Origin of the sequence: Gimesia fumaroli (assembly GCF_007754425.1) — a bacterium.
Classification (GTDB): domain Bacteria; phylum Planctomycetota; class Planctomycetia; order Planctomycetales; family Planctomycetaceae; genus Gimesia; species Gimesia fumaroli.
In genome coordinates this window covers 2,895,112-2,919,973 of sequence record NZ_CP037452.1, presented here as the reverse complement: position 1 = coordinate 2,919,973, position 24,862 = coordinate 2,895,112, and the positions used below count along the sequence as shown (strand labels likewise).

Annotated in this window: 24 protein-coding genes; 6 read left to right on the top strand and 18 right to left on the bottom strand. The window is 53.2% G+C overall.

Translation table 11 applies throughout. The features are described 5' to 3' along the window. Window positions 1–68 precede the first annotated feature (68 nt). The 3 genes from Enr17x_RS11090 to Enr17x_RS11080 are packed head-to-tail and all read right to left on the bottom strand — an operon-like array spanning window position 69 to window position 1,376. Window positions 69–743, bottom strand: a complete 675-nt coding sequence (locus Enr17x_RS11090) for a hypothetical protein (protein WP_145308678.1) — start codon at window positions 741–743, stop codon at window positions 69–71. After that, window positions 715–960, bottom strand: a complete 246-nt coding sequence (locus tag Enr17x_RS11085; RefSeq protein WP_145308676.1) for a hypothetical protein — start codon at window positions 958–960, stop codon at window positions 715–717. The genes Enr17x_RS11090 and Enr17x_RS11085 overlap by 29 nt, the downstream gene beginning before the upstream one ends. Then, window positions 960–1,376 carry a hypothetical protein gene (locus tag Enr17x_RS11080; RefSeq protein ID WP_145308674.1) on the bottom strand — a complete coding sequence of 139 codons (417 nt, stop codon included), beginning with the start codon at window positions 1,374–1,376 and terminating at the stop codon, window positions 960–962. The genes Enr17x_RS11085 and Enr17x_RS11080 overlap by 1 nt, the downstream gene beginning before the upstream one ends. A 402-nt stretch (window positions 1,377–1,778) precedes the next feature. Here Enr17x_RS11080 and Enr17x_RS11075 point away from each other — a divergent pair, with 402 nt between their 5' ends. The 3 genes from Enr17x_RS11075 to Enr17x_RS11065 are packed head-to-tail and all read left to right on the top strand — an operon-like array spanning window position 1,779 to window position 3,164. Further along, window positions 1,779–2,138: an ArsR/SmtB family transcription factor gene (locus Enr17x_RS11075; RefSeq protein WP_232101020.1), complete on the top strand. Its 360-nt coding sequence runs from the start codon at window positions 1,779–1,781 to the stop codon at window positions 2,136–2,138. A gap of 6 nt (window positions 2,139–2,144) precedes the next feature. Then, on the top strand, window positions 2,145–2,594 hold the full coding sequence (locus Enr17x_RS11070) for an SRPBCC family protein (RefSeq protein ID WP_145308671.1): 450 nt from the start codon (window positions 2,145–2,147) through the stop codon (window positions 2,592–2,594). Between the two features lie 60 nt (window positions 2,595–2,654). After that, a complete protein-coding gene (locus Enr17x_RS11065) occupies window positions 2,655–3,164 on the top strand; it encodes a DinB family protein (RefSeq protein ID WP_145308669.1) in 510 nt (169 codons plus the stop codon). Between the two features lie 45 nt (window positions 3,165–3,209). Here the strand turns inward: Enr17x_RS11065 and Enr17x_RS11060 are convergent, their stop codons facing one another. From Enr17x_RS11060 to Enr17x_RS11030, 7 genes are all read right to left on the bottom strand, one after another. After that, complete coding sequence (locus Enr17x_RS11060; RefSeq protein ID WP_145308667.1) at window positions 3,210–3,539, bottom strand: hypothetical protein; 330 nt, start codon at window positions 3,537–3,539, stop codon at window positions 3,210–3,212. A 422-nt stretch (window positions 3,540–3,961) separates the two neighbouring features. Further along, window positions 3,962–4,660, bottom strand: coding sequence for a class I SAM-dependent DNA methyltransferase (locus Enr17x_RS11055; RefSeq protein WP_145308665.1), 699 nt, complete (start codon window positions 4,658–4,660; stop codon window positions 3,962–3,964). Window positions 4,661–4,797: 137 nt separating this feature from the next. Continuing rightward, window positions 4,798–5,976, bottom strand: a complete 1,179-nt coding sequence (locus tag Enr17x_RS11050) for a serine hydrolase domain-containing protein (protein WP_232101019.1) — start codon at window positions 5,974–5,976, stop codon at window positions 4,798–4,800. Window positions 5,977–6,129: 153 nt separating this feature from the next. Continuing rightward, complete coding sequence (locus Enr17x_RS11045; RefSeq protein ID WP_145308663.1) at window positions 6,130–7,128, bottom strand: hypothetical protein; 999 nt, start codon at window positions 7,126–7,128, stop codon at window positions 6,130–6,132. A 136-nt stretch (window positions 7,129–7,264) separates the two neighbouring features. Then, window positions 7,265–7,810, bottom strand: a complete 546-nt coding sequence (locus tag Enr17x_RS11040; protein ID WP_145308661.1) for a cysteine hydrolase family protein — start codon at window positions 7,808–7,810, stop codon at window positions 7,265–7,267. A 190-nt stretch (window positions 7,811–8,000) separates the two neighbouring features. Then, window positions 8,001–8,564: a hypothetical protein gene (locus tag Enr17x_RS11035; protein ID WP_145308659.1), complete on the bottom strand. Its 564-nt coding sequence runs from the start codon at window positions 8,562–8,564 to the stop codon at window positions 8,001–8,003. A gap of 162 nt (window positions 8,565–8,726) precedes the next feature. Next, a complete protein-coding gene (locus Enr17x_RS11030) occupies window positions 8,727–9,593 on the bottom strand; it encodes a TIGR02452 family protein (RefSeq protein ID WP_145308657.1) in 867 nt (288 codons plus the stop codon). 437 nt (window positions 9,594–10,030) lie between these two features. On the opposite strand from Enr17x_RS11030, the gene Enr17x_RS11025 reads away from it, so the two are divergent. Continuing rightward, complete coding sequence (locus tag Enr17x_RS11025; protein WP_145308655.1) at window positions 10,031–11,599, top strand: glycoside hydrolase family protein; 1,569 nt, start codon at window positions 10,031–10,033, stop codon at window positions 11,597–11,599. A 78-nt stretch (window positions 11,600–11,677) separates the two neighbouring features. On the opposite strand, the gene Enr17x_RS11020 is transcribed toward Enr17x_RS11025, so the two are convergent. The 8 genes from Enr17x_RS11020 to Enr17x_RS10985 all read right to left on the bottom strand — a co-directional run bounded on the left by Enr17x_RS11020 (window position 11,678) and on the right by Enr17x_RS10985 (window position 21,383). Then, on the bottom strand, window positions 11,678–12,262 hold the full coding sequence (locus Enr17x_RS11020; RefSeq protein WP_145308654.1) for an REP-associated tyrosine transposase: 585 nt from the start codon (window positions 12,260–12,262) through the stop codon (window positions 11,678–11,680). A gap of 473 nt (window positions 12,263–12,735) precedes the next feature. Further along, window positions 12,736–13,731: an ABC transporter permease gene (locus tag Enr17x_RS11015; protein ID WP_198001100.1), complete on the bottom strand. Its 996-nt coding sequence runs from the start codon at window positions 13,729–13,731 to the stop codon at window positions 12,736–12,738. Continuing rightward, complete coding sequence (locus Enr17x_RS11010) at window positions 13,728–15,284, bottom strand: sugar ABC transporter ATP-binding protein (RefSeq protein ID WP_145308652.1); 1,557 nt, start codon at window positions 15,282–15,284, stop codon at window positions 13,728–13,730. The genes Enr17x_RS11015 and Enr17x_RS11010 overlap by 4 nt, the downstream gene beginning before the upstream one ends. Continuing rightward, the gene (locus Enr17x_RS11005; RefSeq protein WP_145308650.1) at window positions 15,281–16,264 is read right to left on the bottom strand and encodes a sugar ABC transporter substrate-binding protein; all 984 of its coding nucleotides are present in this window, start codon (window positions 16,262–16,264) and stop codon (window positions 15,281–15,283) included. Before Enr17x_RS11005 ends, Enr17x_RS11010 begins: the two co-directional genes overlap by 4 nt. Window positions 16,265–16,277: 13 nt before the next feature. After that, window positions 16,278–17,210 (bottom strand): ribokinase, encoded by a 933-nt coding sequence (gene rbsK, locus Enr17x_RS11000; protein WP_145308648.1) that lies wholly within the window; start codon window positions 17,208–17,210, stop codon window positions 16,278–16,280. Between the two features lie 14 nt (window positions 17,211–17,224). Beyond that, window positions 17,225–18,271, bottom strand: a complete 1,047-nt coding sequence (locus tag Enr17x_RS10995) for a nucleoside hydrolase (protein WP_145308646.1) — start codon at window positions 18,269–18,271, stop codon at window positions 17,225–17,227. A gap of 40 nt (window positions 18,272–18,311) precedes the next feature. After that, window positions 18,312–19,346 carry a LacI family DNA-binding transcriptional regulator gene (locus Enr17x_RS10990; protein WP_145308644.1) on the bottom strand — a complete coding sequence of 345 codons (1,035 nt, stop codon included), beginning with the start codon at window positions 19,344–19,346 and terminating at the stop codon, window positions 18,312–18,314. Between the two features lie 537 nt (window positions 19,347–19,883). Then, window positions 19,884–21,383: an outer membrane protein assembly factor BamB family protein gene (locus Enr17x_RS10985; RefSeq protein WP_145308642.1), complete on the bottom strand. Its 1,500-nt coding sequence runs from the start codon at window positions 21,381–21,383 to the stop codon at window positions 19,884–19,886. 295 nt (window positions 21,384–21,678) lie between these two features. On the opposite strand from Enr17x_RS10985, the gene Enr17x_RS10980 reads away from it, so the two are divergent. Both Enr17x_RS10980 and Enr17x_RS10975 read left to right on the top strand, forming a co-directional pair. Beyond that, entirely contained in the window at window positions 21,679–23,118 is a 1,440-nt protein-coding gene (locus Enr17x_RS10980; RefSeq protein WP_145308640.1) for a DUF1501 domain-containing protein, read from the top strand. A 439-nt stretch (window positions 23,119–23,557) separates the two neighbouring features. Continuing rightward, on the top strand, window positions 23,558–24,742 hold the full coding sequence (locus Enr17x_RS10975) for an FG-GAP-like repeat-containing protein (protein WP_145308638.1): 1,185 nt from the start codon (window positions 23,558–23,560) through the stop codon (window positions 24,740–24,742). The last annotated feature ends 120 nt before the right edge of the window (window positions 24,743–24,862 follow it).

Below are 24,862 nucleotides of genomic sequence, written 5' to 3'. Positions count from 1 at the left end.
TGCCTCCAGAAGCAAAAATCTCACGAAATCGTTGTAGTCTACTTTAGCAAATTCACATACATTGTGCATCACTCATGATTGTAGGCCCAGTCTCCCACGCGTTCCACTCCCGCGTTAAAAGGGACATCAGCATAGTTCTGACGGGGAAAGTAGAACATCTGATCCCAGTTCAAGAACACGCTGGGCGTATTCACAATCAGCACCCACGAATTATTGGCATACCATTCCCGGGATTCATCCCCACTGTAATAAACATATTCCGGGTAAGCCGGCATTCCCGTCTCGGGAACTTCAGGCAAGTAAGCAGGCACCAGATTTGTGAGTGCTGTGGGAGGCTGTCCCTGATCCTGTTCAAACTCTTTGATCGCAGCAATCAAGGTCTGACTTCGTTTGGCAAACTCAGCCATCCCCTGCATCCGGGACTCGCGGCTCATGCGGAATCCCACAAACGTACTCACAAACCAAATCAGAACCGGCAGCAGCCAGAGCAACGCGCGGTTTCCCGCTTTGTTGTCAACCGCTTTCACGAAACTCCATAGAATATAGACCCCGGCTACTAAGAGTCCCCACTGGTAAAGGGGATAGTAAAACAGAAACGAGGAGTCCGGCGACAATGCTGCCCGTTCACTCCACGGAATGACCACGATCGGCAAAAAGGACAGGATTAACAACAAAGCCAGATAAATCCAGTCTTTGGTTTTCATCTTCGAACATTTATTCCCCGCCGATGCCTTCTTCTTCATGTTCCACTTCTTTCGCTTCCTGCACATGTTGCCCTGCGGGATTCACGATTCGATCCATTTCCATCATCGCACCAATGATTCCACCACCGCCGCCGGATCCTAACCCTGTTCTGCTTTTGTGGCTAAACAGATCCTTAATAAACATCACCATCATACAGGGCGTCAGAATGACAACCAGAATCAATCCCCCCAGCACACAGATCTGCATGAAGTCCATCAGGTTTCTCCTTGTTCCACTTTGAGGAGTGATATTAACTGTCTCAATTGGGAACGCAACTGAGAGAGCGCCACGACAAACAAAACCCAGCCTACCAGCGTCATTAGGCTGATCAGAAACGAATAAGTCATCATCTGCCGATAGCCTTCCGGTCCCATCAGATTATTTCCGGGATGATTCAGATACCATCGTAGTAACAGAGAACAGACCTCGGCCAGAACCAACACCGACAGCGAGGCCACCAGCCAGCCTTTTCCTCTTAACACAGGCCAGCTCATAGCCAGAGGTAAGGCCCCACATTGCATGATCAACAGGAGCCAGGAGCCAATCTCATACACAACATTCGCAGCGAACATGCCTGTTTTACTCCCGCCGTTTGAAATATAAATATTGAATGCGATACAGAAATCAATCACTGACGTTTCGTAAATCTTTCAATTTATTCGTCACAATTCGTCTTCTGTTTTCACTTGTCCTGTCAAATTAGTGCTGCCTGCTATCAAATCATTCGTAATCGAGTGCGAATTCTTCTCAGTAAAATTCAGAAATCTCTATCACATTCAAGACGCATCGAATCTTTTTCAATCACACACATATCTTACCCACAATCGTAAGTTGAACAAACAGGCCAGTCTCAGCTCCTGCATCGCCATCTCAGAACAGAAGCAACATACCATCCTCTCATGTGCATGAGACTAAAACATCAGCCACACACTTAACCCCAACACAGGTCAGCCAAATCAGTCAACTCGCATTGAAAATCATTTTTTTATAAAATGCCCCTTTACATATTCCCATATGGGAATAGAATGACCGACATGCCAAGATCACCCACAACGACAGACGCTTTTAATGCAATTGCCGAAAAACGGCGACGCGACATCATCCATCAACTGGCGGGAAAAGAACGTTCCGTCAATGACCTGGCTGAGTTGCTCGGCGTTGCGCAACCGCAAATTTCCAAACATCTTCGCGTATTACGTGAGGTGAAACTCGTGAATGTAAGACAAGACGGCAAACACCGCTGGTACAGCCTGAATGCGAACCAGCTCAAGCCTGTTTACGAATGGGTACAAACATTCGAGCGTTTCTGGGATCACCAGTTATCAAATATTAAAGCCGTCGCGGAAGCGAAAGCGGCAGAACAAAAACAACCCGGCAAACAAAAAGAAGGGTAAAGACACATGGTTTTAGCGACAGACAATTCGCTCTCATCTTTACACATTGAACGCAAACTGGAAATCGCAGCGCCCGTTCAAGCAACATTTGAAGCGCTGCTCGAGCAACTCGGCCCCGGTTCCACAATGCCGGATGGCACACCGCTCCCCATGAAACTGGAAGCCTGGCCCGGCGGACGCTGGTATCGCGATCTAGGAGAAGGAGCAGGGCATTTGTGGGGCCACGTGCAGGTCATCAAGTCCCCCACTCTGATTGAAATCACCGGCCCTCTGTTTATGTCCTATCCCGTCATGTCGCATATTCAATATCGCCTCGTCGAAACAGGAGACACGACGACACTCGAGTTCCTGCATCGCGCCACGGGCAATATCGATCCGTCACATGCGGAGCACGTTGTGCCCGGCTGGGAACATATCCTGGAACAAATAAAACAACGGGCCCAACAGACGACTTAATAACCGCAACTTGAAAACAGATTAAACAACTTTCTTTAAACCCCGCTCAGGAGATTCGTAATGACAACGCAACAACAAACATGCTCAATAACCGAACTCGCCATCGAACAACTGCATCAATCGCGAAATTTTGTATTGGCTCTACTGGAAACCCTTGCAGATGATCAACTGCACGTGAGAGTCGGCGGTGGAAACCACGCTCTGTGGGTCATGGGCCACCTCGCATTCGCAGACGACTTGTTCGCCTCAGCATTTCTCGACGAACCAGGTAGTCTGCCTGAGGGACATCATGAACTGTTCGCCTTTGGAACGACCCCTAGCGATAACCCTGCAGACTACCCGGACCGGGAAGAACTGTTAGACCGTATGCAGACGGCACGCACGCGGTTTATCAACTGGGCGGAAACACTGGCAGGAGATGCTCTCTGGGAAGCGTCTCCCGAATCCGTGGCACCGATTGCCAAAAATGCGATCACCGCAGTGCACACACTAGCGCATCACGACTTCTTCCATAACGGTCAACTTGCCACGATTCGTTCCTCGCTGGGTATGAAACCGGTCTTTGGATAAACCGCGTTTATCGGAATTACAACACTGAGGTGATTTGAGTTCGTTTCATTTCACCTCAGTCTGTGGCAAAGATTCCCCCTTAACCTCCGCCGTACGAATCGCCTGCTGTTTGAGGGCGCTACGACGAATTGTATAAGTCAGCCACAACCCGTAAGGCAGCCAAATATACTGATTCCAGGGATCAGGCAAGAAAAACACCAGTGCCACAAACGACGAAACCACAATCACATACAGCAAGGCCATTTTTTTCACATAAGCCCGTTCCCGCGGCCCATTCGTATTTCTGAGTTCGTTCCAGGCACCAAACACGCCTCCCAGCACTCCCAACAATGTGCCGCCAACAGCACCAATCAATCCAATTGTTGCCGGGTCCATTTTTCCATTTCCGTTAATTCAGATTCTGATATCAGTAATTTCGCTTCTATACTAACATAGCGTTTCTAAACCGGGATCAAACTTTTAACCGACTTCACCTTGTACTATCTCGCGGGGAGGAATCACACACGGATAGAAATAGCAAAAGCAGAGAGCCGTGTAGTAGGCAAAATGAATATCAGAACGGCCGACCGGTTCCGCATGCTTTCTGACAACACAGGTACCTGCAAAACGATCTGTCAGAGACTGACAATCCTGATCCACGCCCCCACATCAAGTCAAAAAAAAGATTGAAAGGCGAGTATAAATTCAGCAACCGTCCCGACCTTGTCAAAACACACAGGTCCAACCGTATTTCAATAATACGGACTGCATGCCCGATGTGCAAACATACAGACCGCACAATATGATGCCACATTGAATTACATCGCTTGACACTTCACAAACAGAAATCCCGGTTCCGTCGACAGCTTTCGAAAGCTGTCCGGGTCAGTTTGTTCCATTTGCGGATCGGGTTTCCCCTCGGAAAGTGCCACCAGCATCATGCCCGCTTCCAGCACAGGTTGAATGATCGCCGACAGCGGCCGCCGATAAAACTCCACCTTCACCGGCCGCCCGACCGTATCCCACTCATCCACGATCTTTTCCGTCAGAAAATAATTGCCGCTGGGCGAGAACGGATAGTCGACAAACGGGTGATGCGTCGAAAACACAAACAGTCCGCCTGGCTTCAAGACGCGCCGGACATCACGAAACAGGGGTGTGAAATCTTCCAGGTAATGAATCGCTAAAGGACAGATCGCCAGATTATACACCCCGTCCGCTTCCTGAGGCAGCCCCAACACCAGATCCTGCTCGTAGCAAGCGACCGCCTCACCCAGGTTCTGTTTGACCAGCGCCACCATTTCCGGAGAACGATCAACGGCCGTCACGCGAGCTCCCTGGCTCAGTAGATATTCCGCATACACGCCCGGCCCACAGCCCAGATCGATTACCGCTTTCTCTTTCAAATCAGGCAGTAATGCCAATAGAGAAGGGCGTTCGTAATGTGCGTTATAGCTGTTATTGCGAATCGCCGCCGCATAGTCGTCAGCGTGATCAGAATACATGGGATTCAACATGGTGCGGCCGTTCCGGGTAGAAGTGGTCTTAGAAAATATCCCGCGTCAGTCACCCCACCTTATAACAAGACTCCGCCCCCCCATCAATTGATGAGAGAGCAGAGTCCAGATGTAATCCCAGTTGTCAGCCGCATGAATTAATACTGTGCGACGGCCTCCTCATACAGTTCTTTCGCAATTCCACGCAACGCGTTATCGGCCTGCTGCCCGCCGATGTTGGTCATGACGACGATCGCAATGTCCTTCTTCTTATCGATCCAGACCTGCGCCAGGTTCTTGCCGTTTGAGCCGCCATGATAGAGCAGGGGATACGGTGCCCAGTCGACGGTCACCCAGCCCCATCCATGTGCGTATTTCCCTTCAGGCGGCGTGCCCGGACGATTTTCACCTTTGATCGTAAACACCGGAGTATGAATTTTCTCCACCATTTCCGGCTTGACAATATTACAAGGCATCCGCGTCCCGTTCCCGGCGTTCCAGCCTGCCCAGGTCGCAAAATCCAGAATCGAGAGATGCACGCATCCCGCGGGTCCGAGGATCATCGAATTATCGGCATTCGGCCCCGCCATATACGACTTGACCTTGCCATCTTTTTGTATCACATGGCCCAGGGGAGCATCAATTTTTCCGAGTGTTGACTGCGTTCCCAGACCGGCGGTCGTCAATTCGAACGGCTCAAAAATGCGTTCTACAATCAACTCGTCCCACGGTTTGCCACTGACGCGTTCAATCATCGCACCCGCAATCGTGTACCCGCGGTTGTTATACGCCCACGCCTTCGAAGGTTCAGCCACTAAAGGCAGCTTAACCGACTCTTTCAGCAGCCAGTACCGCTGGTCGTTCAAATCGCCGTCGACATCAAACGAATCTTTCAGCAGTTTCATCAGGTTTTCATCGTCGGCACGCATGCCGCTCGTATGTGACAGCAGTTGCTCCAGCGTTACTTTCTCAACGCCGGGTGCCATGGATTTTTTCAATTCGGGAAAGACGTCGCCCAGTGTCGAATCCCACTTCAGCTTGCCTTCTTCAATCATCATCCCCGCCAGCGTCGCGGTCATCGCTTTGCCATCGGAACCCAGATGAAATTTGTCAAAAATCGTCACCGGGATATCGGCACCCATTTTCCGCGTCCCGACCGCACCATATTCAGTCAGTACACCCCGTTCGACCACCGCGGCCGCTACAGCCGGCAGATTCCCCGATTTCAGATAAGGCTCTAATTTGTGATTAATCGTCTGTCCCTGCAAAGCGTTCTGCTGGAGGATCAGAGTGCCCCCAATCATGAACAGAGCAGCCCAGCGTCGTAAAACAGTCATCAGCAAAACTCCCCACACACAAAACTCAAGAATACAGGCCCGGATTACAATCATCCGTGTACTCTTTATCGTGAATCGGAAGCGTCAACCGTTGACGCATCTCAGAAAAACAGCGGGGATCACCAAATCAACGAAATACGATCCGCGCAGGCTTCATAACTCATCCGCAGAGGCCGCAACCCGATAATCCGCATAATCCGAGCGGAGATCCAATTGCACAGATCGCTCCTGTTCCCAATCAAACGCATTTTGATTTTGAAAATCTGTGAAGGAAGGAACCGACTTCAGATGTAAGGCTCGGGTTGCAATTTGCACGCTCATCAAAGCATCTGCCAGGTTCGCCAGAAAGAAAACCGCCAGTCCTGTCCCATACTTCCCCTCGGAAAACGAAGTCAGCGTGAATAACAGTAGCAGACAAAAACCAATGAGTTCCATGAATGCCAGCACCTCGTGCTTCATCACAAAGTCCCCCCAGGAAGGGAAGAGAAAACTGCGAATCCCGACTTCGGAAGGCGTCCAGTACGTGGCCCCACAACTTTCACAATCATAAAGACCAGGGGGAATGACATCGAAGCAGTGTCCACAAAGCTGCTCGCGAGACTGTGTGACCGCGGGATCAAATCCTGTATTCCGAAACCGGTCACAGTTTTCCTGAACGGTCGCCTGCATCCGATCTAAATCTTCTTTTATTACGCCCGAAAATAATAGCCTTCGTCCATCTTTCAGAGAAAATCTGGCACTTCCAAATAGTGTGAGTTGCAGATTGTGAATCTGACTGTAGTAAATCGACCAGAACGTTTTCTGAGGAGTGTCTTGATCATCGGTCCGAATACAATACAGGCGTAGATTCGTGAAAACCAGAGCCGTGCAGGACGTGGTTCCAATCCAGAGAGACCCTGTCAGTATGATATCTGCGAGTGTTCCCTGATTACCGTGCAGAACCAGTTGAACTTCCTCGTGCTCCAATAGCAAATCAGCCAGCAAAGGCTCCAGCTTTTGTATTTGCTGGAATTTTTTCCTGAGCCTGCGATTCACAAACCAGCCCTCAAGCTGGGGAAACAGCGTCTCCAGTCGATAGGATATCGCCGGCGACAGCTCCAGCTTCAGTTCCGTTAATTTCGCCGCCACTCGTTCCGGGGTTACTGTCTGCATGGCTTTTCCTTCCTTAATCGAGTCATCAAAGAAGTCTAAAGCCTATTTTACATGAGATCCTCTATCGGTTCTAAGAAAATATTTTCGAGATCGCGGGAATTCCTATTTCAGAAAAAAGAAGATTGACAGGCTATTTTCACAGCCGTTTGAGCCAGGTTTCCACATCCAGCACTTCACTCAGCATCATCTGCTGCGCACATAGAATGGAACGTTGCAGTTCTTCATCGGTGACGTCGCCGGCTGAGTTCGACAAGGCCAGCGTGCCCGTCGCATCGCTCAGAAATTCAACCGTAAACCCGCGATGCACGGCCTGCCGGGCCGTCGTATCACAACACATATGTGTCATGTAACCGCCGATCGTGAGCGTATCGATCTTTTGCTCCCGGAGCCACATTTCCAGTTCCGTCCCGGTGAAGCAGCCCGGCAACTCTTTCTCTACCAGCAGATCATGCGGCCGCCGCGCCACTTCCGGATGCAGTTCCCAGCCCGACGTCCCTTTCTGAAAGAATGGCTTGGCGGGATCAGTAAAATGATGCTGCACCACAATCACCGGCACCTGTTTAGCCATCGCCCCGTCCATCGCCTCCAGGATCCGTTCCAGATGCCCCGCCGGATAAGTTATCGGCAGCGCTCCCGTAAAATACTCATTCTGCACATCAATCACCAGCAAAGCACGACTCATGAAATCTCCTTCATCACTGCGAAACCAGAACAGACTCTAAGAACCAACATCATACCTGGCTTACATCCCACACACTACTCCAGAAAGACTCGATTGGGTGGCTCTGTTGGCTTGCCCAACAGTGATGAGAACCAGCGTCGAACAACACGATAATTTGTCTCATTGCGTGCTTTTCATGAATGCAAATAAATCACTTTCGAATTCCCTCCCACAAACTCAAGCAGATCATCCAAAGTAGTAGAACCGGTGATAATAATATCAAAATCAGAAACAAAACCCGACTCCAGAAACGTGTTTTGCGATGGCGTTTCAGTAACTCGGCCTCGCTAATCCGATAGTTGTATTTCTGGCGCTGCTTCCTGCCTCGCTCACTTCGATCTTCATCAAGATTCGCAGATGTATCGACTCCTCCCAGCGCTTCCAGAGCCAATATGGTGGTCCACAACAGAGTTGAGTCGGTTTTAGTTCCTTTGAGTTTAATGAATTGACCTCGTTCAACACTGAAACGGTCTGATTCTGTATTCCGCTGTTGAGAGTTGTGAGTATAAAGATGCACCTTCACATCAGAAACACACTCAAATGAAAGGTCTGTAGAAAACTCAACAGGCTCGACTGTATCCCTTCCAGTCCCCCGCACTGGCAGCGATGTGATTTCAGTCATCTTCCCGCTGATTTCGGAAAGTCGCGGCGCCCCGTCTGCAAAGTAAAATTCCCAGACATATTTCAGGATTGTACCATGACCATCATTAAACATGAAATTCGCTCTTTCGATATCGAAGAACAGTATCAGAATCCAACCCACTCTAATTTTCGTGTCATTTCGTGCTTTTCGTGGTAGCAAAACAGTCCGCCAAGGCACAACTGTTGGCTTGCCCAACAGTGCTTGAAAACAGCGTCAAATAACACAACCTCCCTATCAGCTCGTCTCGATCGCAGTAGCAAAACACTCCGCAAACGCCCCATAAATCGGCTCTGTTTCCGTACGATCCAGCACCGAGAACCGTACACGTCGGAACCGGCCATGATAGGATCCACCTGGTTTCAGAAACTCCGCAAAACTCGCAGCCACCATCTGAGGACAGTTGCGAAACACGCCACAGCCCCAGGCCCCCAGTACCAGCGTATCACAGCCCTTTGCCGCGAACAATGCCAGCACCTTATCCATTCGTCTCTGAAATATTCCCGGAATTTCCGCCACCATCAACGGCCGCTGTTTCTGAATCGCTCCCGCATTCGGGGCGGCACTCGTCAGAAAATCCACCTCGTAACTGGCTTCCAGAAACGCACCCGCATCATCACGAAACACCGGACAGCCGGGCGAGTATATCATCCGGTCCGAGTAAAACGCATCCCGCAACTTACGATGCGTCTCATAGTATTCCTCATGAAACAGATTCAGCGAACCATAGAGGGCCGAACTTCGTGCCAGACTCTCTTCTTGGGCCTGGCTCCCTCCCAGAAATCCGCCCCCCGGATTCTTGGCCGACGCAAAGTTCAACACACCAATCCGACCCGTCTCCTCAGCAGCCAGCGCCCGGGCACCTTCCAGCGTCGTTTCATTCACCAGTTCAAAACGGGTTTCTTCAAAGGGGCAGGGCACCGCTGCTACTTCATCCCGCAACTGTTCCAGTTGTCCCGGCTCAAAATACTCCGACCCCGCCTTGCAGGCTTCCATCTCCGCAGCAATCGCCACCGATTCCCCCTGCGGATTCACATACTGACCTACCTCCATCACCTGCAGCGTCGTCTTCGCCAGCGAAGCACGTCCTGATCGACTTTTCATTTCAACAATCCTTTCTCATTCTTTTTTCTATTCTGATTAATTCTTCCTCATCCTACCTTAGTGTATATTATACGACAAGGTCACCCACATCAGGTTCACCCTTTTTTCACAATTTTGTACTGACCGAGGTAGGGGCAGGTCTATGTGCCTGTCCGACGGATGATGATCGTCGTTGTATCAAGCTCGGAATGGAACCAGAATCACCTCCCCCACTCAACACACAAACCACATCGATACACCGGGTGTCACTATTGGCTTGCCCAACAGTGCTCAGAACCAGCTTCCAACAACACAACCGTTCGTGATTTTTCATGTCTTTCGTGGTAGAAAATAAATCGTTTGTACTCCTTCGTGGTCCCCACCACAGACTTTCATTCCCGCAGAAAATCTGGTTAGAATAAAGATGCTCACACATACTCAAGCACAGGATCAACACCATGCCACGCAATGCCCGCCTCGTTTTCCTCGTCTGTTTCTCCCTGAGCCTGCTCACCACCGCCACCAGTTTCGCAGCAGAACCCATCGATATCGGCTCACGGCTCGAACTGTTGGTCGACGACACGCTGATCGAATCCCGCAGCGAAACTGCCCGCTTCGAACTACATCACCCCACGCCCAAAGAAATCGTCTTCACTTACGACAAACCCTGGGAAGGCACCGGCTGCGGCTATCAGAGCATCTTCAAAGACGGCGACAAATATCGTATGTATTACAAAGCCTGGAATCTCGACGTGCAGGAAAAGAAGCTCGGCCCCAATCACAGCAACTTCACCTGCTACGCCGAGAGTGACGACGGCATTCACTGGAAACGCCCCGACCTGGGACTCTTCTCATTTCCTCCCGGTTCCGGCGACAAACACAATAACATCGTCATCGGCAAAGCTTATCGCGACTGGATGAAATCCGCCAAGCCCGACCCCGTCCATCCCGCCGTCTTCAAAGACGAAAATCCCGCCTGTCCTGCTGACGCAAAATACAAAGCCATTCTCCGCTCTCGCGGCCCGCACGGCTTACTGGTTCTCAAATCCCACGACGGCATCCACTGGTCGTTGCTTTCGGAAAAGCCGGTCATCACCGACGGCGCCTTCGATTCGGAAAACCTCGCCTTCTGGGACCCTGCCACCAGACAATATCGCGCCTACTGGCGCTACTTCACCAAAGGCACAACCAATGAAAAAAACTGGAAGCCATCCGGCCTGCGCGATATCCGCACCGCGACTTCCGACGACCTCCTCACCTGGAGCAAACCGCAAGATCTGAAGTACGGCGACGCACCACCCGAGCAGCTTTACACCAACCAGATCAAACCCTACTACCGCGCGCCGCACATCCTCGTCGGCTTTCCCACACGCTACATCGAACGGGGCTGGTCGAAATCGATGGAAGCACTGCCCGAATTGAAGCATCGTAAAATGCGTTCCTCGATCTCCAACCGGTACGGCATGGCGATTACCGAAGGCCTCTTCATGACCAGCCGCGACGGCGTGAACTTTAAACGCTGGCCCGAAGCCTTCCTGCGTCCCGGCATCGAACGTAAAGACACCTGGAACTACGGCCATCAATACATCGCCTGGCAGTTAGTCAAAACGAAATCAGATACCGCAGGCGCCCCCAACGAAATCTCCTTGTACGCCACCGAAGGCTACTGGACGGGCAAGGGGAGCAAACTCCGCCGCTACACAATGCGGATCGACGGCTTCGTTTCCATCAATGCACCGCTCAAGGGAGGCGAGATCACCACAAAACCGATCACCTTCACGGGGAAAGAGCTCAAGCTCAACTTCTCCACTTCCGCCGCCGGCGGCATCACCGTCGAACTGCAAACCCCCAAAGGAAAACCGATCGAAGGTTTCACCGAAGCCGACTGCACCGAACTCTTCGGCGACACCATCTCCCGCCCTGTCCACTGGAAGAATGGTTCTGACGTGAGCAAGCTGGCCGGCCAACCAGTCAAACTAAAAATCAAACTCAAAGACGCGGATCTGTATTCGTTCCAGTTTGAATGATTATTAGACGTCCCGGGGTGGCACAGTTGGCTCGTCCAACAGTGATGAGAACCAGCTCACAATACACTTAACTTACATCTAACTGGCTTCAAAGAAATCCCAAGACAAACCTGAAATAACAGGCAAATCCGAATCCACAATTTGCCCTTCACTTTCATACCAGCGTGCACTGGACCACTTCCAGTCACGTGCCTGGTCCACCAGCCCCTTTCTCACAGGATTAAGATGAATATAGCTAATTGAAGCTTCGACCACTTTCCGAGACGAAAGATTGCGATCGTACCCGGCCCCTTCCTGCCAGAATCGAAAAGTCGTGTTTCCAGGTCGATCCCGAATCATCAATTCATCCAGCAAAGGATCTTCTGCCTGCGCCAACAATTGCTTGATCCGATACGAAAATGGACGTTTGGCAGCAGACAGAAACCGATCAATCTGGCACTCCTGCTGTTTAGGATAAACCAGCAGATGCACATGGTTTGGCATAATCACAAACGCGATCAGGCCCAGATCATAACGAACGAGCGCTCGATCAATTGACTGGCATAACATCAGATTCCAGTCAACGTTGTTTAAGAGAGTTTTGTTCTGATAACACGAAAACGTCAACTCATGGCAGTCCCCCGGTTCATGATAATGCCTGATCTGTTTTCGATTCTTTGTCATTTTCTGTACCAGAAATGCTTCTTTGACAAACTGTTTTTCTTATGAATTTGATCAGCGAAGGGAGCTGAATTCGAACACTGTTGGACGAGCCAACAGTGCCACCCCATATTAAACGAACGGTTAATTTAAAAGGTAAGTTCTCTTAGGCGAGCTTCTATCAAAACATGATGGAACTCAAACGCTTCTTGTGACTTACAGACATTATTCTCTCAGAATTCCTACTCCGAACTTAAATCATCATTGTGTAAAAAACCAGTAACAAGATTACTGAGTAAGAATGTGACTGTAAACGTTTTTAAGGACAAAGAGTTTTCTAAGAGCCAAACTTAATCCCGAACAAATAGACTAATATTACAAGCCCAATACTCATAGGGTGGCACTGTTGGCTTGCCCAACAGTGAGAAGAGCCAGCAACGGAACAACAAACCTTTTCGTGCCATTTCGTGCTTTTCATGGTAGCAAAAAACAACAGCTCACCCGCGTCGTTTCCACCGCTGCCGGGCTGCATCGAGTAGCACCGCGACGATAATCACCGCGCCCGTAATCACACGTTTGATCGGATCGGTCGCCCCGATCTGTGCCAGGCCGGTCTGCAGGACCGCGATGATCAGTACGCCGAAGAACGTATTGATCACCGAACCCCGGCCCCCCATCAGGCTGGTGCCGCCGATTACACAAGCGGCGATGGCCGAGAGTTCCAAACCCACCGCTGCGTTCGGGTCGGCTGTGGAAAGTCGTGAGGTCTGCATCACGCCCGCCAGGCCGCAAAGCAGGCCGCTGATCGTAAACACGATAATCGAGCAGGGGGCCGTTCGAATGCCCGACATCCGCACTGCTTCCGCATTCGTTCCAATCGCCACGCAATAGCGACCGAAGACCGTGCGCGTCAGCAGATATTGTCCCACCGCCACAATCACCAGTGCCAGCAAAAACGCGGGGGAGAATAGAAAACCTTTCACAGGCACGCCGATCCATTCAATGGAGGAGCCGATGTACTTCGTCTGCGAATCGGTCAAGAGGTACGCACTGCCGCGGGCCATCTCCAGCATGCCCAGCGTCACGATGAACGACGGAATGCCCGCCTTCACGCTGATCACGCCGTTGAGCATCCCACACAGCGCCCCCACGCCCAGACAGACCGGCACCGCCGCCCACAGCGACCAGCCCCAGTCGACCATGCAGACGCCCAGCACCGCCGACGACAGCGCCAGCAGTGAACCGACGGAAAGATCAATGCCACCGATGATCAGCACCAGCGTCATCCCGACCGAAATCACTAACAGATCCGGAATATTATTCGCCACCGTGACCAGCGTCTGCTTCGAGAGAAAATTGTTGCTCATCAGACTGAAGATCAGCACCAGCAACACCAACACGCCGAGCAGGCCCGCGTATTGAAAGACCGAATACGTCAGTCCGCCGCGCGGCTTGGCACTGATTTCAACAACAGGGGCAGGGGAGTCCGTCATGGCGTTGATCCTGAAACAGTCGTTCTCTCTTGAGTGGAATATCCTGAAAAGCAATCCTGCATAATGGCGTCGTACGACCAGTCTGCGCGTGCGTATTCACTCACCAGTCGCCCCGCCGACATCACGCCGATCCGGTCGCAGGTCTCGAACAGTTCCTCGAGATCGCTGCTGACGATAATCAGCGCCTTGCCTTGCGCGGCCAGTTGATCAAACAACTGATGAATGTTCCGCCGCGCTGCAACATCGATTCCCCGCGTCGGCTCGTCGAACAAAAACACATCCGCCTCCTTCAACAGCCACTTCGCCACCGCCACCTTCTGCTGATTCCCGCCGCTCAATGTACCCACACTCTGTTCAATGTCCCGCGCGTGGATCTGCAGACGTGTGCGCTCCGCTTCGACCACCGCTGCTTCCTGGCGTCGATTGATGACACCCGTCGCACCGGTCAGCAGATCCAGGCTCGTCAGCGTCGTATTCACGCGGATCGACTGTGAAAGTAAGAGCCCGTTCTGCTTGCGATCCTCCGTCACCATCGCCAGCTTCGCTTCCACTGCCTCATGGGGATGACGAAACCGGCGCGGCGTTGTCTCGTCGCGCAGATACAGTTCCCCGCGTTCCACCCGATCCGCGCCAAACAGTAATCGCAGCAGTTCGGTCCGTCCCGCACCCACCAGACCAGCAATGCCATAGCGTTCGCCCGCATGAACGGAGAAACTAACATCCTTCACCGGGCCTCCGCTCAGTCCTTGCATACGAATCATCGTTCGCGCCGTCGCTCGGCTCGTATGCTCCGCGAGCGCGTGCTCAACCGCCTGGGTTTCTCCCGTCATCAGATCGACGACCCGCTCGATCGGTTCAAATTCACTCACCGCATGCATGCTCACATATTTCCCATCCCGCAGCACCGTCAACCGATCGGCGATGCGTGCAATTTCATCCAGGCGATGGCTGATATAAATGATTCCCACACCCTGAGAACGCAGTTCATCCAGCCGGGCAAACAGTCGTTCGGTTTCACCTGCACTCAGCGCCGCGGTCGGCTCATCCAGAATCAACAGCTCACACTTCCGGTCCAGAGCCGCCGCGATCTCCAGCATCTGTTGCTGTCCCACGCCCAGGCTCCCGGCACTTTGATCGGTGCGAATGTCACTCAAGCCAAATCGATCCAGCGCCGCCCGCGCCCGCTGATGCAATTCCCGGCGATCAATAACGCCCCACCGCTGGGGATACCGTCCTAGTAACAAGTTCTCGGCAACCGAGAGCGTCGGAATTAGATTCAGTTCCTGCTGCACAATCTGCACGCCGCACGACTCCGCAAACCGTTTGTCCGCGGGAGAGTAGGGTGCGCCGTTCAGCTGCATACTCCCTTCCGTCGCCGGTGTTAGACCGGCAATGATTTTGCACAGCGTACTTTTCCCGGCTCCATTGGCCCCCAACAGCGCGTGAATTTCCCCTGCGCGAAGTTCGAACGACACATCATCCAGCACCCGCACGACGTAGTCTTTCGAAAGGTGTTGCGCTGCAAACCGTAGCGACTGCGTTTCCACCGTCATTTCAGATCCTCAGCCGTCACCAGATCGACGGGCGTTTCCCGATCTTCCAGTTTCGCGTTGGGATCTTTGAGCAGATTCAGCGCGTATTCAATGCCGAACACCGCCAGCTGGTCGCCGTGCTGGTCGGCGGTCGCCAGGATCTGTCCCTCTTTAATCGCCTGCTGCACGGCGGCGATATTATCAAAACCGACCACCGCGACTTCCCCCGCTTTGCCATTATTCTTGACCGCCGCGAGCGCCCCCAGCGCCATGCTGTCGTTCGCCGCCAGGATCGCTTTCACGTTGGGATGTTCGCTGAGCATCGACAGCGCCAGCGTGTTCGCCATGCTCATCTCCCACTGGGCCGACTGACTGTCGGCAATCTTGATATCGGCTGCTTTCATCGCTTCTTCGAAGCCGAGCCTTCGTTGTGTGCCGTTAAACGAAGTCCGAATCCCTTCCAGCACGATCACTTCATCGCCGGCTTTCAACTTCGACGCCAGATAGTCGCCTACCTTTTTCGCACCCGCTTTGTTATCGGGACCGACAAACGGGATCTCAATTTTCTCCGTCGCCAGAATCTCTTCATCCAGTTTATTATCGATATTAATCACGACCACACCCGCTTCGCGTGCCCGCCGGAGCGCCGGCACCAGCGCTTTCGAATCGGCGGGTGCAATCACAATCGCATCGACGCCATTGGCCACCATCTCTTCCACCAGCGCCACCTGACGGCTCAAGTCCCGTTCATCCTTGATGCCGTTGACCACCAGTTCGTAATCGTCGCTGTGTGCCTGCTGATGCGTCTCGGCTCCTTTGGCCATCGTCGAGAAGAAATCGTTCGCCAGCGATTTCATAATCAACGCGATCTTCGGTTTTTTGCTTTCCGGTTTCGCATCGCTTGTCTTTTGTGACTGCTCCGTCTGCGAATCACAGCCCATGATCGCGGCACACAGCAGCAACAACCCACAAGGGATTAATGTTCTCCTGAATTCATACATGAAAGCGCTCCTGTTATCGTTGTTGTAAAAGTGTTAAAATTTGTTCGCGCGTCGGCATCGCAGTTTGTGCGCCCGCCCCCGAAGCCGCCAACGCTCCCGCGGCAGAGGCAAACCGGGCTGAGTCGAACAATGTCGCCCCTTCTGCCAGCCGCACCGCCAGACCCGCGGCAAACGCATCGCCGGCTGCCGTGGAATCGACGGCATTGATTTCAAACGGCGGAATCTGTTCGACCCGTTCTCCATCAAACACCACGGCGCCCTGTTCCGCCAGTGTGATAATCGCCTGCCGCGGTCCCAGCGTTGTCAGTTCCGATACCCGTGCCGCGGCTTCCTGAAGCGAATCAGCGGGCCGGTTCAACAACGCAGCCGCCTCGGACTGATTCGGGCAGATCAGATCCACATTGAGTAACCCCGCGGGAACCGTTGCCGGTGCAGGGGCCGGATCCAGAATCACAGGCACTCCCGCCTCCCGCGCGATTGCCGCTGCTGCGATCACCGTCTCCACCGGCACTTCCAGCTGCATCAACAACACGTCGCTCTCACAGATCACACGCCGCGCCTGTTCCAGTTCAGCACTTCCCACTAATCCATTGGCACCAGGAACCACCAGAATCGCGTTCTCGCCGCTCGTCTCCACCATGACGACAGCCACGCCGCTGGTCGTCTGCTTCAGCTGTGAAACGTGTGATGTATCGACGCATTCCGCGTTCAGGTTCGCCAGCAGTTGCTCCGCAAAACTGTCATCTCCCACACAGCCGATCATCGTCACGTCCGCGCCCATCCGGGCTGCAGCGACTGCCTGATTGGCGCCTTTACCGCCCGGGTTTTCGACTTTTGAATCCGCAATCACCGTTTCGCCGGGCAACGGCAGTTTGGCCGAACGGATCATCAGATCCATATTGATTGAACCCAGCACGGCGATCTTCGCCTGTCGCGTTTCACTCATCAAAGTCTCCCGTTCTATTTCTGAGGAGGCTGACTGGAAAGCTGCACGAGTGCTTCAATCAGACGGGCCCGCTGCAGATCATTTAGTTTCAGATACTGGTGCCGGCCCTGGTCGCTTTTCTTATAGGTCGTCAGGCCGTCGTCCTCTACGGTCACGGTACCGACTTCAGAGAGATCGAAATAACCCCGGTGCGGATAGACCGCGTACAACACGCTCGTCAGGTCCCAGGTCGGTCGATCATGAGGCGGGGGATTGTACAAAATATACGCTTCTGCCAGCGGATGATGCGGCGTGTAGTTATAATCCTCTTCGATGCTCTCGTGCGGGTAGGGGACCGACAGCCCGATTTCAAACCCGCTCCAGACGATTGGCGTCGGCCAGTCGTTAGCCAGTTTCTTCGCCGCCGGAATATCTTTCACCACATTGTACTCACGGTGATCGACCAGCTTGCCCTTATGGGGAATTTTCTCAAACGCGCCTGCCATGACCGACAGCAGTTTGACTTTCTGCTTCACCAGTTCTTGCCCCGTCAGCGGACAGATCTCATCTGCGGGTGACTTAAGCAGATCCGCCAGATTCGTCGAGAACCCAACCTGCGCGATGACGACCGAATGATCTTTCGCGCCCGCCAGCGCTTTACGCAACACGGAGACCGCCGAGGGAATCTGCCTGGGGTCCTTCAGATCATGCGGATACCGCAGCTTGCCGTTGTCCATCTTTTCCGCCAGCACATTGAACTTACCTGTTTGGGGCGTCACGCCACTCTTACAGATGCCGATCGGAATGTTTCCTTTCCCGTAAAACGTATTCACGGCATCCGTAAAGGAAGCGGCCAGCGGGTTGTCTTTGGTAATCGTGACCGCCAGCAGTTTACAGTCCCCGCGGTCTTCGAGCGCGTGAATCATGCCCAGCGCGAGCACATCGTCCACATCGTTCCCGATATCCGTATCAAAAATCAGTGGCACGGGTCGTTCCGGCTCCGCGGCCAAGCTGTTGTCACAGAACAGCAGGGCCAACGCACCGAGCATGAGAAAGGTGAGCGTCTGAGTTTGTTGTTTCATTTCATTTGATCCTTATTCTGTTGAATCATCGTCCCGCGCATCATCCGATGTTCTTGATTGAACTGCGATTGATAAGCTGGACCGGAATTGGATGTTGTTTCTGTTTCGGAGGTTGACCCGTTTTGATTTGTTCGATCAGCAGCCGGGCCGCGAGGCGTCCCAGTTGAGTCACATCCTGACAGACCGACGTCATCGGTGCTGCCAGATATGCGGCAAAGGGGTGATCGTCGAACGCGATCAGCGACAGATCTTCGGGAACCGTGCGCCCCAGTTCCGCCGCCGCCCGTAACGCACCCAATGCATTCTGATTACTGAAGGCAAACAGTGCGGTGATCTCGGAATGATCAGACAGCAGTTTATAAGCGGCCTGATAGCCGGACACTTCATCGAAATGTTTTCCGGCAATCAATGTCGGATCAAAGGGGAGACCATGCTCTGCGAATGCGTCACGCACGCCAACCAGACGTTCGGTGTTGGGCAACGTATCCGGCAGCCCCTGCAGAATGCCGATCTTCTGATGCCCCGATTCCAATAGCAACGTCGTTGCTTCTCGTGCGCCGCCCCGGTGATCGGACGTCACCGTCACGAGATCTTTATGATCAAAGCCCCGGTCGACCAGCACGAGGGGTAGTTTCTGTTTTGCAAGTTTGCTCAGATGCCGATGGGCAATCCCGACCGGACAGACGACGAGCCCTTCAATCTGCCGGGCCTGCAGCTGTTCGACCAGATGGACCTCGGTCTCGCTGTTTTCCTGACTGTCCGCCAGCAGCACCGAAAACTGATTCTCTTCGGCCGCCAGTGTGATCTCGCGGGCGATCGCCGCAAAGAAGGGGTTCGCCACGTTCGGCAGCACCACGCCTAAAAGTCTGGTGCGCTGCGAGCGCAGCGACTTCGCCAGCAGACTGGGTGAAAACTGCAAGCGCTTTGCCGCCGCCTGTACCGATTGTTCGGTCGCCCGACTGATGCGATACGCTTCCGCTTTCCCCGATAGTGCCCGGGACGCGGTCGACACGCTCACCCCAGCGGCTTCGGCCACCTCTTTCAACGTAATCGCTTTCGTCCTGGACTTGCTCATAGAACCCCTTTGCACAATCGATTGTGCATATTAGCAAATCAGGGTCAAAGATCAAGAGAGTTGGAGATTTTTAGCGAAGGTGGGCGCTGTGAAAGGAGTTCCTGGAAAACGTAGGGGCTGACCCATGTGTCAGCCCGCCTGGAGATGTTCGACAGCATAATACGGTTGGAACGGGACCATTATCAAAATTGCAACTCGTCACACAAACCACGTCAACATCACGGGTAGACACATGGGTCTACCCCTACTTTTCACATCACAACCGTGCCACCCAACGTTATTATCTATCCTGTTTTTTACTACCACGAAAAACACGAACAGTCTCGAACAGGGGGTAGTCCCGAATGCAATTCGGGATTGCCGCAGGCAACAGAAATTGTCAGAAAGAACAAGCGTTTTCCCATTCACTGTTGGCAAGCCAACAGTGCCACCCAACGTCGAATCATTTGCGAACGAGACCCAACCAGGGTGCCATCTGTCGGCTTGTCCGACAGTGCTGGTCCAACCGTTGAATCAGGCCCCGAAAATCAGGTTTTCCTATTTCTCACCCACACAAATCAACTTGCCGCGGGTGCGGATAAAAATCCGGCCGTCGGCGATCGCGGGCGTGCCCAGAATCGAATCGCCCATATCGTTTTTGGCGAGGATCTTCTGCTCGGGGCCGTCTTCCAGAACCACGATCTTGCCGTTCTCGCCGGCGACATAAATTTTGCCATCGCCATAAATGGGAGAGGCGAAGTATTCACTCTCGTTCTGAATTCGTTTGGGTCCCCAGATTTTTTTCCCTTTCTCAACTTCAAAACAGGTCGAGATGCCGCCCCCTTTGACCAGGAACATGCGATCTGCGGTCACCAGGGGCGAGACAATATGATCGGTGTGTTTGGTGGGATGCTTCCAGAGCAGATGTGTTTTCGTCACATCGCCGCGACCTCCCCCTTTGACGGCCAGAACAAACTGCTGGGCGGGCTCTTCACCAAACTTCGCCCCCGCTTCGTTACCGGGCGGCAGAAAGGCGATATCGAGTTCTTTGCCTTCGAGCGCCCCATCCTTATTCAGATCGCCGCGATCAAAGGTCTTTTTGTAGAAGGCTTCCGGCACTTTTGTTTTCCCGACAAACGCCTGAATTTCGTCTTTGGTGACTTTGCCGTCACTGTTGCCGGTCTCCCAGCGGTCGATGGAAGCCAGCCATTGATTGGCAATCCCACCACTCTGCAGTGCGACATAGATAATGCCGTCGCGACTCACGGGGGTCGTTTTAATGTTCCGCAACAGAGTCTGCGCGGTCCACAATCGTTTCCCCGTCTTCGGATCGTAGCCGATCAGCTTTCCGGTTCCGGCGACCACAATTTCATCTCCCTGATTGGTTTCACAGATTACGGGATGCGAATAGTTCACTGCCTGATCGCTGCGGTCGTCTTTCCAGACAATCTTCCCAGTCTTTTTATTAAACGCATAAAAGGCGGGCTCCAGATCATCGTCCTGACAGAACAGAACCAGATCCTTATAAAGGGTCGGCGACATGCCCGCGCCCCATTTGAACACAAAGTAGGGGACCGGCAGTTTCTGCTCCCAGACGTCGGCTCCCGTTTCGGCATCGACTGCCAACATGCCCAGCGTACTAAAGTAAAAATAAACTCGCTCGTCGTCCGCCGCCGGGGTCGTAGCAGCGAAGCTGTTGGTTTTATGAATCTCTAAAAGATCGCCGGTCTTCCAGACACGCTCCCAGAGTTTTTTTCCGGTCTCTGCGTCAAAAGCATACAACGCCACTTTGTCCTTGCCAACCATGCCGGAAGTAAACACGCGACCGGCGGCCACCACCGGGCAGCCAATGCCATCGCCCAATTTGGCAGACCAGATCACATTTTTCTGATCATCGAATTCGACCGGTAATGAATTCTTTGCGGTCGAAACGCCGGCACAATTCGGCCCGCGGAACTGAGGCCAGTCTTCTGCCTGCAGCTGAGAGATCTCAGACAGGAAACTAAAACCATAAACGACTAAACCCAGTAAAACCGCCTGTTTCCGCATCGAAAGCATAAGTGAAGTCTCCTGAAAATCAAAGAAGCCGTTAGCGTGCGCGCTGGAGTCTGACCCTCGCTTCAAGAGAGTCAGACTCAACTGTACCCGAACCTTTCCGTAAAACCCACCACCGATTTCCGTTTTTTTAATCTCCTTTAAAAACATATCAAAAAACCTGCATATTATAGAGACAGCCAGCCGATCAATTGTTAGAATGGCGCGCGGTCTGTTCCGGCCGCCTCGCCGGACATGCTTTCAGCAGCAGATTGAGTTGATTTCACGTGCCAGACTGAAGCGAGCGAAAGGAATTTCCATGTTCTCGATTCTGAATCAGCCACAGCGATTTTCACAGGGCATGTCACGCCGCGAGATTCTGACTACGGGTGGTGCCGGCCTCTTAGGGCTTTCACTCCCTCAACTGATGCAGGCAGAACAGCAGCAGAACGTCGATCCCTTTGCAGGGGGACGCGCCAAGTCGGTCATCTTCCTGTTTCTGTTTGGCGGCCCGAGTCAACTCGAAACCTTCGATATGAAACCGGAAGCGCCCAGTGAAATCCGCGGGCCCTTTCAACCAATCGCCTGTCGCACGCCCGGGCTCTTAATCAGCGAACATCTGCCGCACCTCGCGAATATCTCTGATAAATTTTCCGTCGTCCGCAGCATGACACACACCTTTAACGATCACAGTGGCGGCGGCCATTATATTCAAACCGGAAAACGCTGGCACGTTCCCGTCGGCGGCGGCTTCGATGCGACTCCCAAAGACTGGCCTTCCATGGGTTCGGTCGTTGAGTATTTAACACAGCAAGCACCTGGCGGACTGGAACGCGATCTGCCGAACTACTCGGTACTTCCCAATCGTTTGGGACGTCTTCAGGCCGGCGGTCGCTACATGCGTCCGGGTGAATACGCAGGCTGGCTGGGACGGGCTTACAATCCGCTGCCGACCACCGTAGACAGTCGCGATTCCACCGACAACCCCTACTGGCGCGACTGCACCGATGAAGAACTCAGTTTCGAAATTGAAGGGCTCGCGCCGGAAGTACCGCTCTCCACGATCAAACGGCGGATTGATCTACTCAAACACTTCGATCACATGAAGCGCAACTTCGACAAAGAAGATTCGATGGTTTTCGATCGCTTCCGCCAGCGTGCGTTAGCTCTCTTGACTTCCGACAACACCCGCAACGCCCTCGATATCAAAGACGAACCGGAACCACTCCGCGATCAATATGGACGGCACCTGTTTGGTCAGTCCTGCCTGATGGCCCGTCGTCTGGTCGAAGCAGGTGTCCGATTCGTCACCGTGCATTACGACTGCGTCGACGGCTACAGCTGGGACTCACACCGCAACAGTGATGACGTCAAAAATAATCTGCTGCCCACGCTCGATCAGGGATGCGCGGCCTTGCTGGCGGATCTCGATCAACGGGGTATGCTGGACGACACACTCGTTGTCGCACTGGGCGAAATGGGACGCACCCCCAAACCAAACAAGACCTGGGGACGCGGCCACTGGAGCCAACTCTTCCCGGCTCTGATTGCCGGCGCCGGCGTTCAAGGGGGGACGACCTACGGAAAGTCCGATCGTCAGGCCACCAAACCGACAGAGCATCCCGTCAGCCCGGAAGACCTGGCCGCCACTATCTACTGGGCACTGGGCATCGACCCCGGTCTGATGCTGCCCGACTCGCTGGATCGCCCGATCCCCATCAACGACGGCGGCCAGCCACTCAAGCAGTTGTTTGGCTGATTTCATCTCAGTAGGGGGAGACCCATGTGTCTCCCCGCCTAACGTCTATCGTTTTCATATAACGCGCAAAATGGAACAAGAGACAACTTCGTGACTCAATACAAAACACGTCGATAGTGCGGGCTGCCACACAGGGCGGCCCCTACGTTAAGTATAGTTGCGTTTTCCCATTCACTGTTGGCAAGCCAACAGTGCCACACGGCGTCTTTTCATTTGAGAACGAAACCCAAGCAGGGTGCCACTGCTCGGCTTGTCCGACAGTGCTCGTCCAGCGGTTGAATCAGGCTGCCTCTACCCCGGTTAAAGGATTTCAAAATCATCGGGGCAGATCGTTCGCCATAACAATCCGGGAATTCCTTGCATTCCGGCGCTCAATCAGCTTCAATCATAGCTGTACTTTGTTTTCGAATCGATGTCCTCCACCTGACAAGGTTTTCCGATGATGCGCTTCATTCTAATCGCCAGCCTGTGCTTCACTACGATTTCATTCGCCGCGGAGAATACTCCTAACTTCAAACCGCAGACCATCGATGACACGGTCGAAATCGGATACGGCACCGCTATCGGTGATGTCGACGGCGATGGCAAGCCCGATATTCTGCTCGCCGACAAAAAAGAATTCGTCTGGTATCAAAACCCGACCTGGAAACGGCACGTGATCGCCGAGAACCTGACCGAGCGGGACAATGTCTGCATCGCCGCCCGCGATATTAACGGCGACGGCAAAGTCGAAATCGCCGTGGGTGCGCAATGGAATCCGGGCGATACGCTCAACTCCGGCGCAGTGTTTTACCTGGAACCGCCGGCTGACCGGACACAACTCTGGAACCCGATCCAGCTCCCTAACCAGCCGGTCATTCATCGCATGCGGTGGGTCAAGCTGGCGAAAGACCGTTTTGCTCTCGTCGTCTCTCCACTGCACGGTAAGGGAAATAAAAAAGGCGAAGGGGCCGGCGTCAAACTGATCGCTTACGAAAAACCAGCCAACCCGAACGACCAGTGGAAACAGACCGTCATCGAAGACACACTGCACGTCACACACAATCTCGACCCGGCGCAATGGAATCCGAATACGGAAGCCGAAGAGATTCTCTACGCGGGCCGTGAAGGCGCCATGCTGCTCTCCTTTGATCAGGGAAAATGGAGCAAAGAACCATTCCCTGTCATCGAAGGCAGCGGCGAAATCCGCATGGGGTTGCTGGCCCCCACCAGCCAGTTCATCGCCACCATTGAACCTCTGCACGGCGATAAGCTGGTTTTATATCAGGCCGATTATCGCAATGAAGATACGAAAACCAGGCCGCTCTCCATTATCAGTCGCCAGATTCTCGACGACAACATCAAAGCCGGCCATGCCGTTGCGACCGCCAATCTGTTTGGTAACGGACGAGAGGAAATTGTCGCTGGCTGGCGAACTCCCAACAAAGACCAGAAGGTCGGCGTCAAAATTTACTGGGCAACCGATGAATCTGGCAAGAACTGGAAGTCAGCCTGGATCGACGAGAACGGCATGGCCTGCGAAGACATTCGCCTGGGCGACCTGAACGGAGACGGCAAAATCGATGTTGTCGCCGCCGGTCGCAATTCGCACAACCTGAAAGTTTACTGGAACCAGTCCAAGTAGATTACGGGGCACAAAGTTGGTTCTGGTTCCATTCCGTGTGTGAGACAACGTTGCAAATCACCCGGCGGGCTGACACATGGGTCAGCCCCTGCGAAAGGGGCATCGAAAAGATGGATCTAC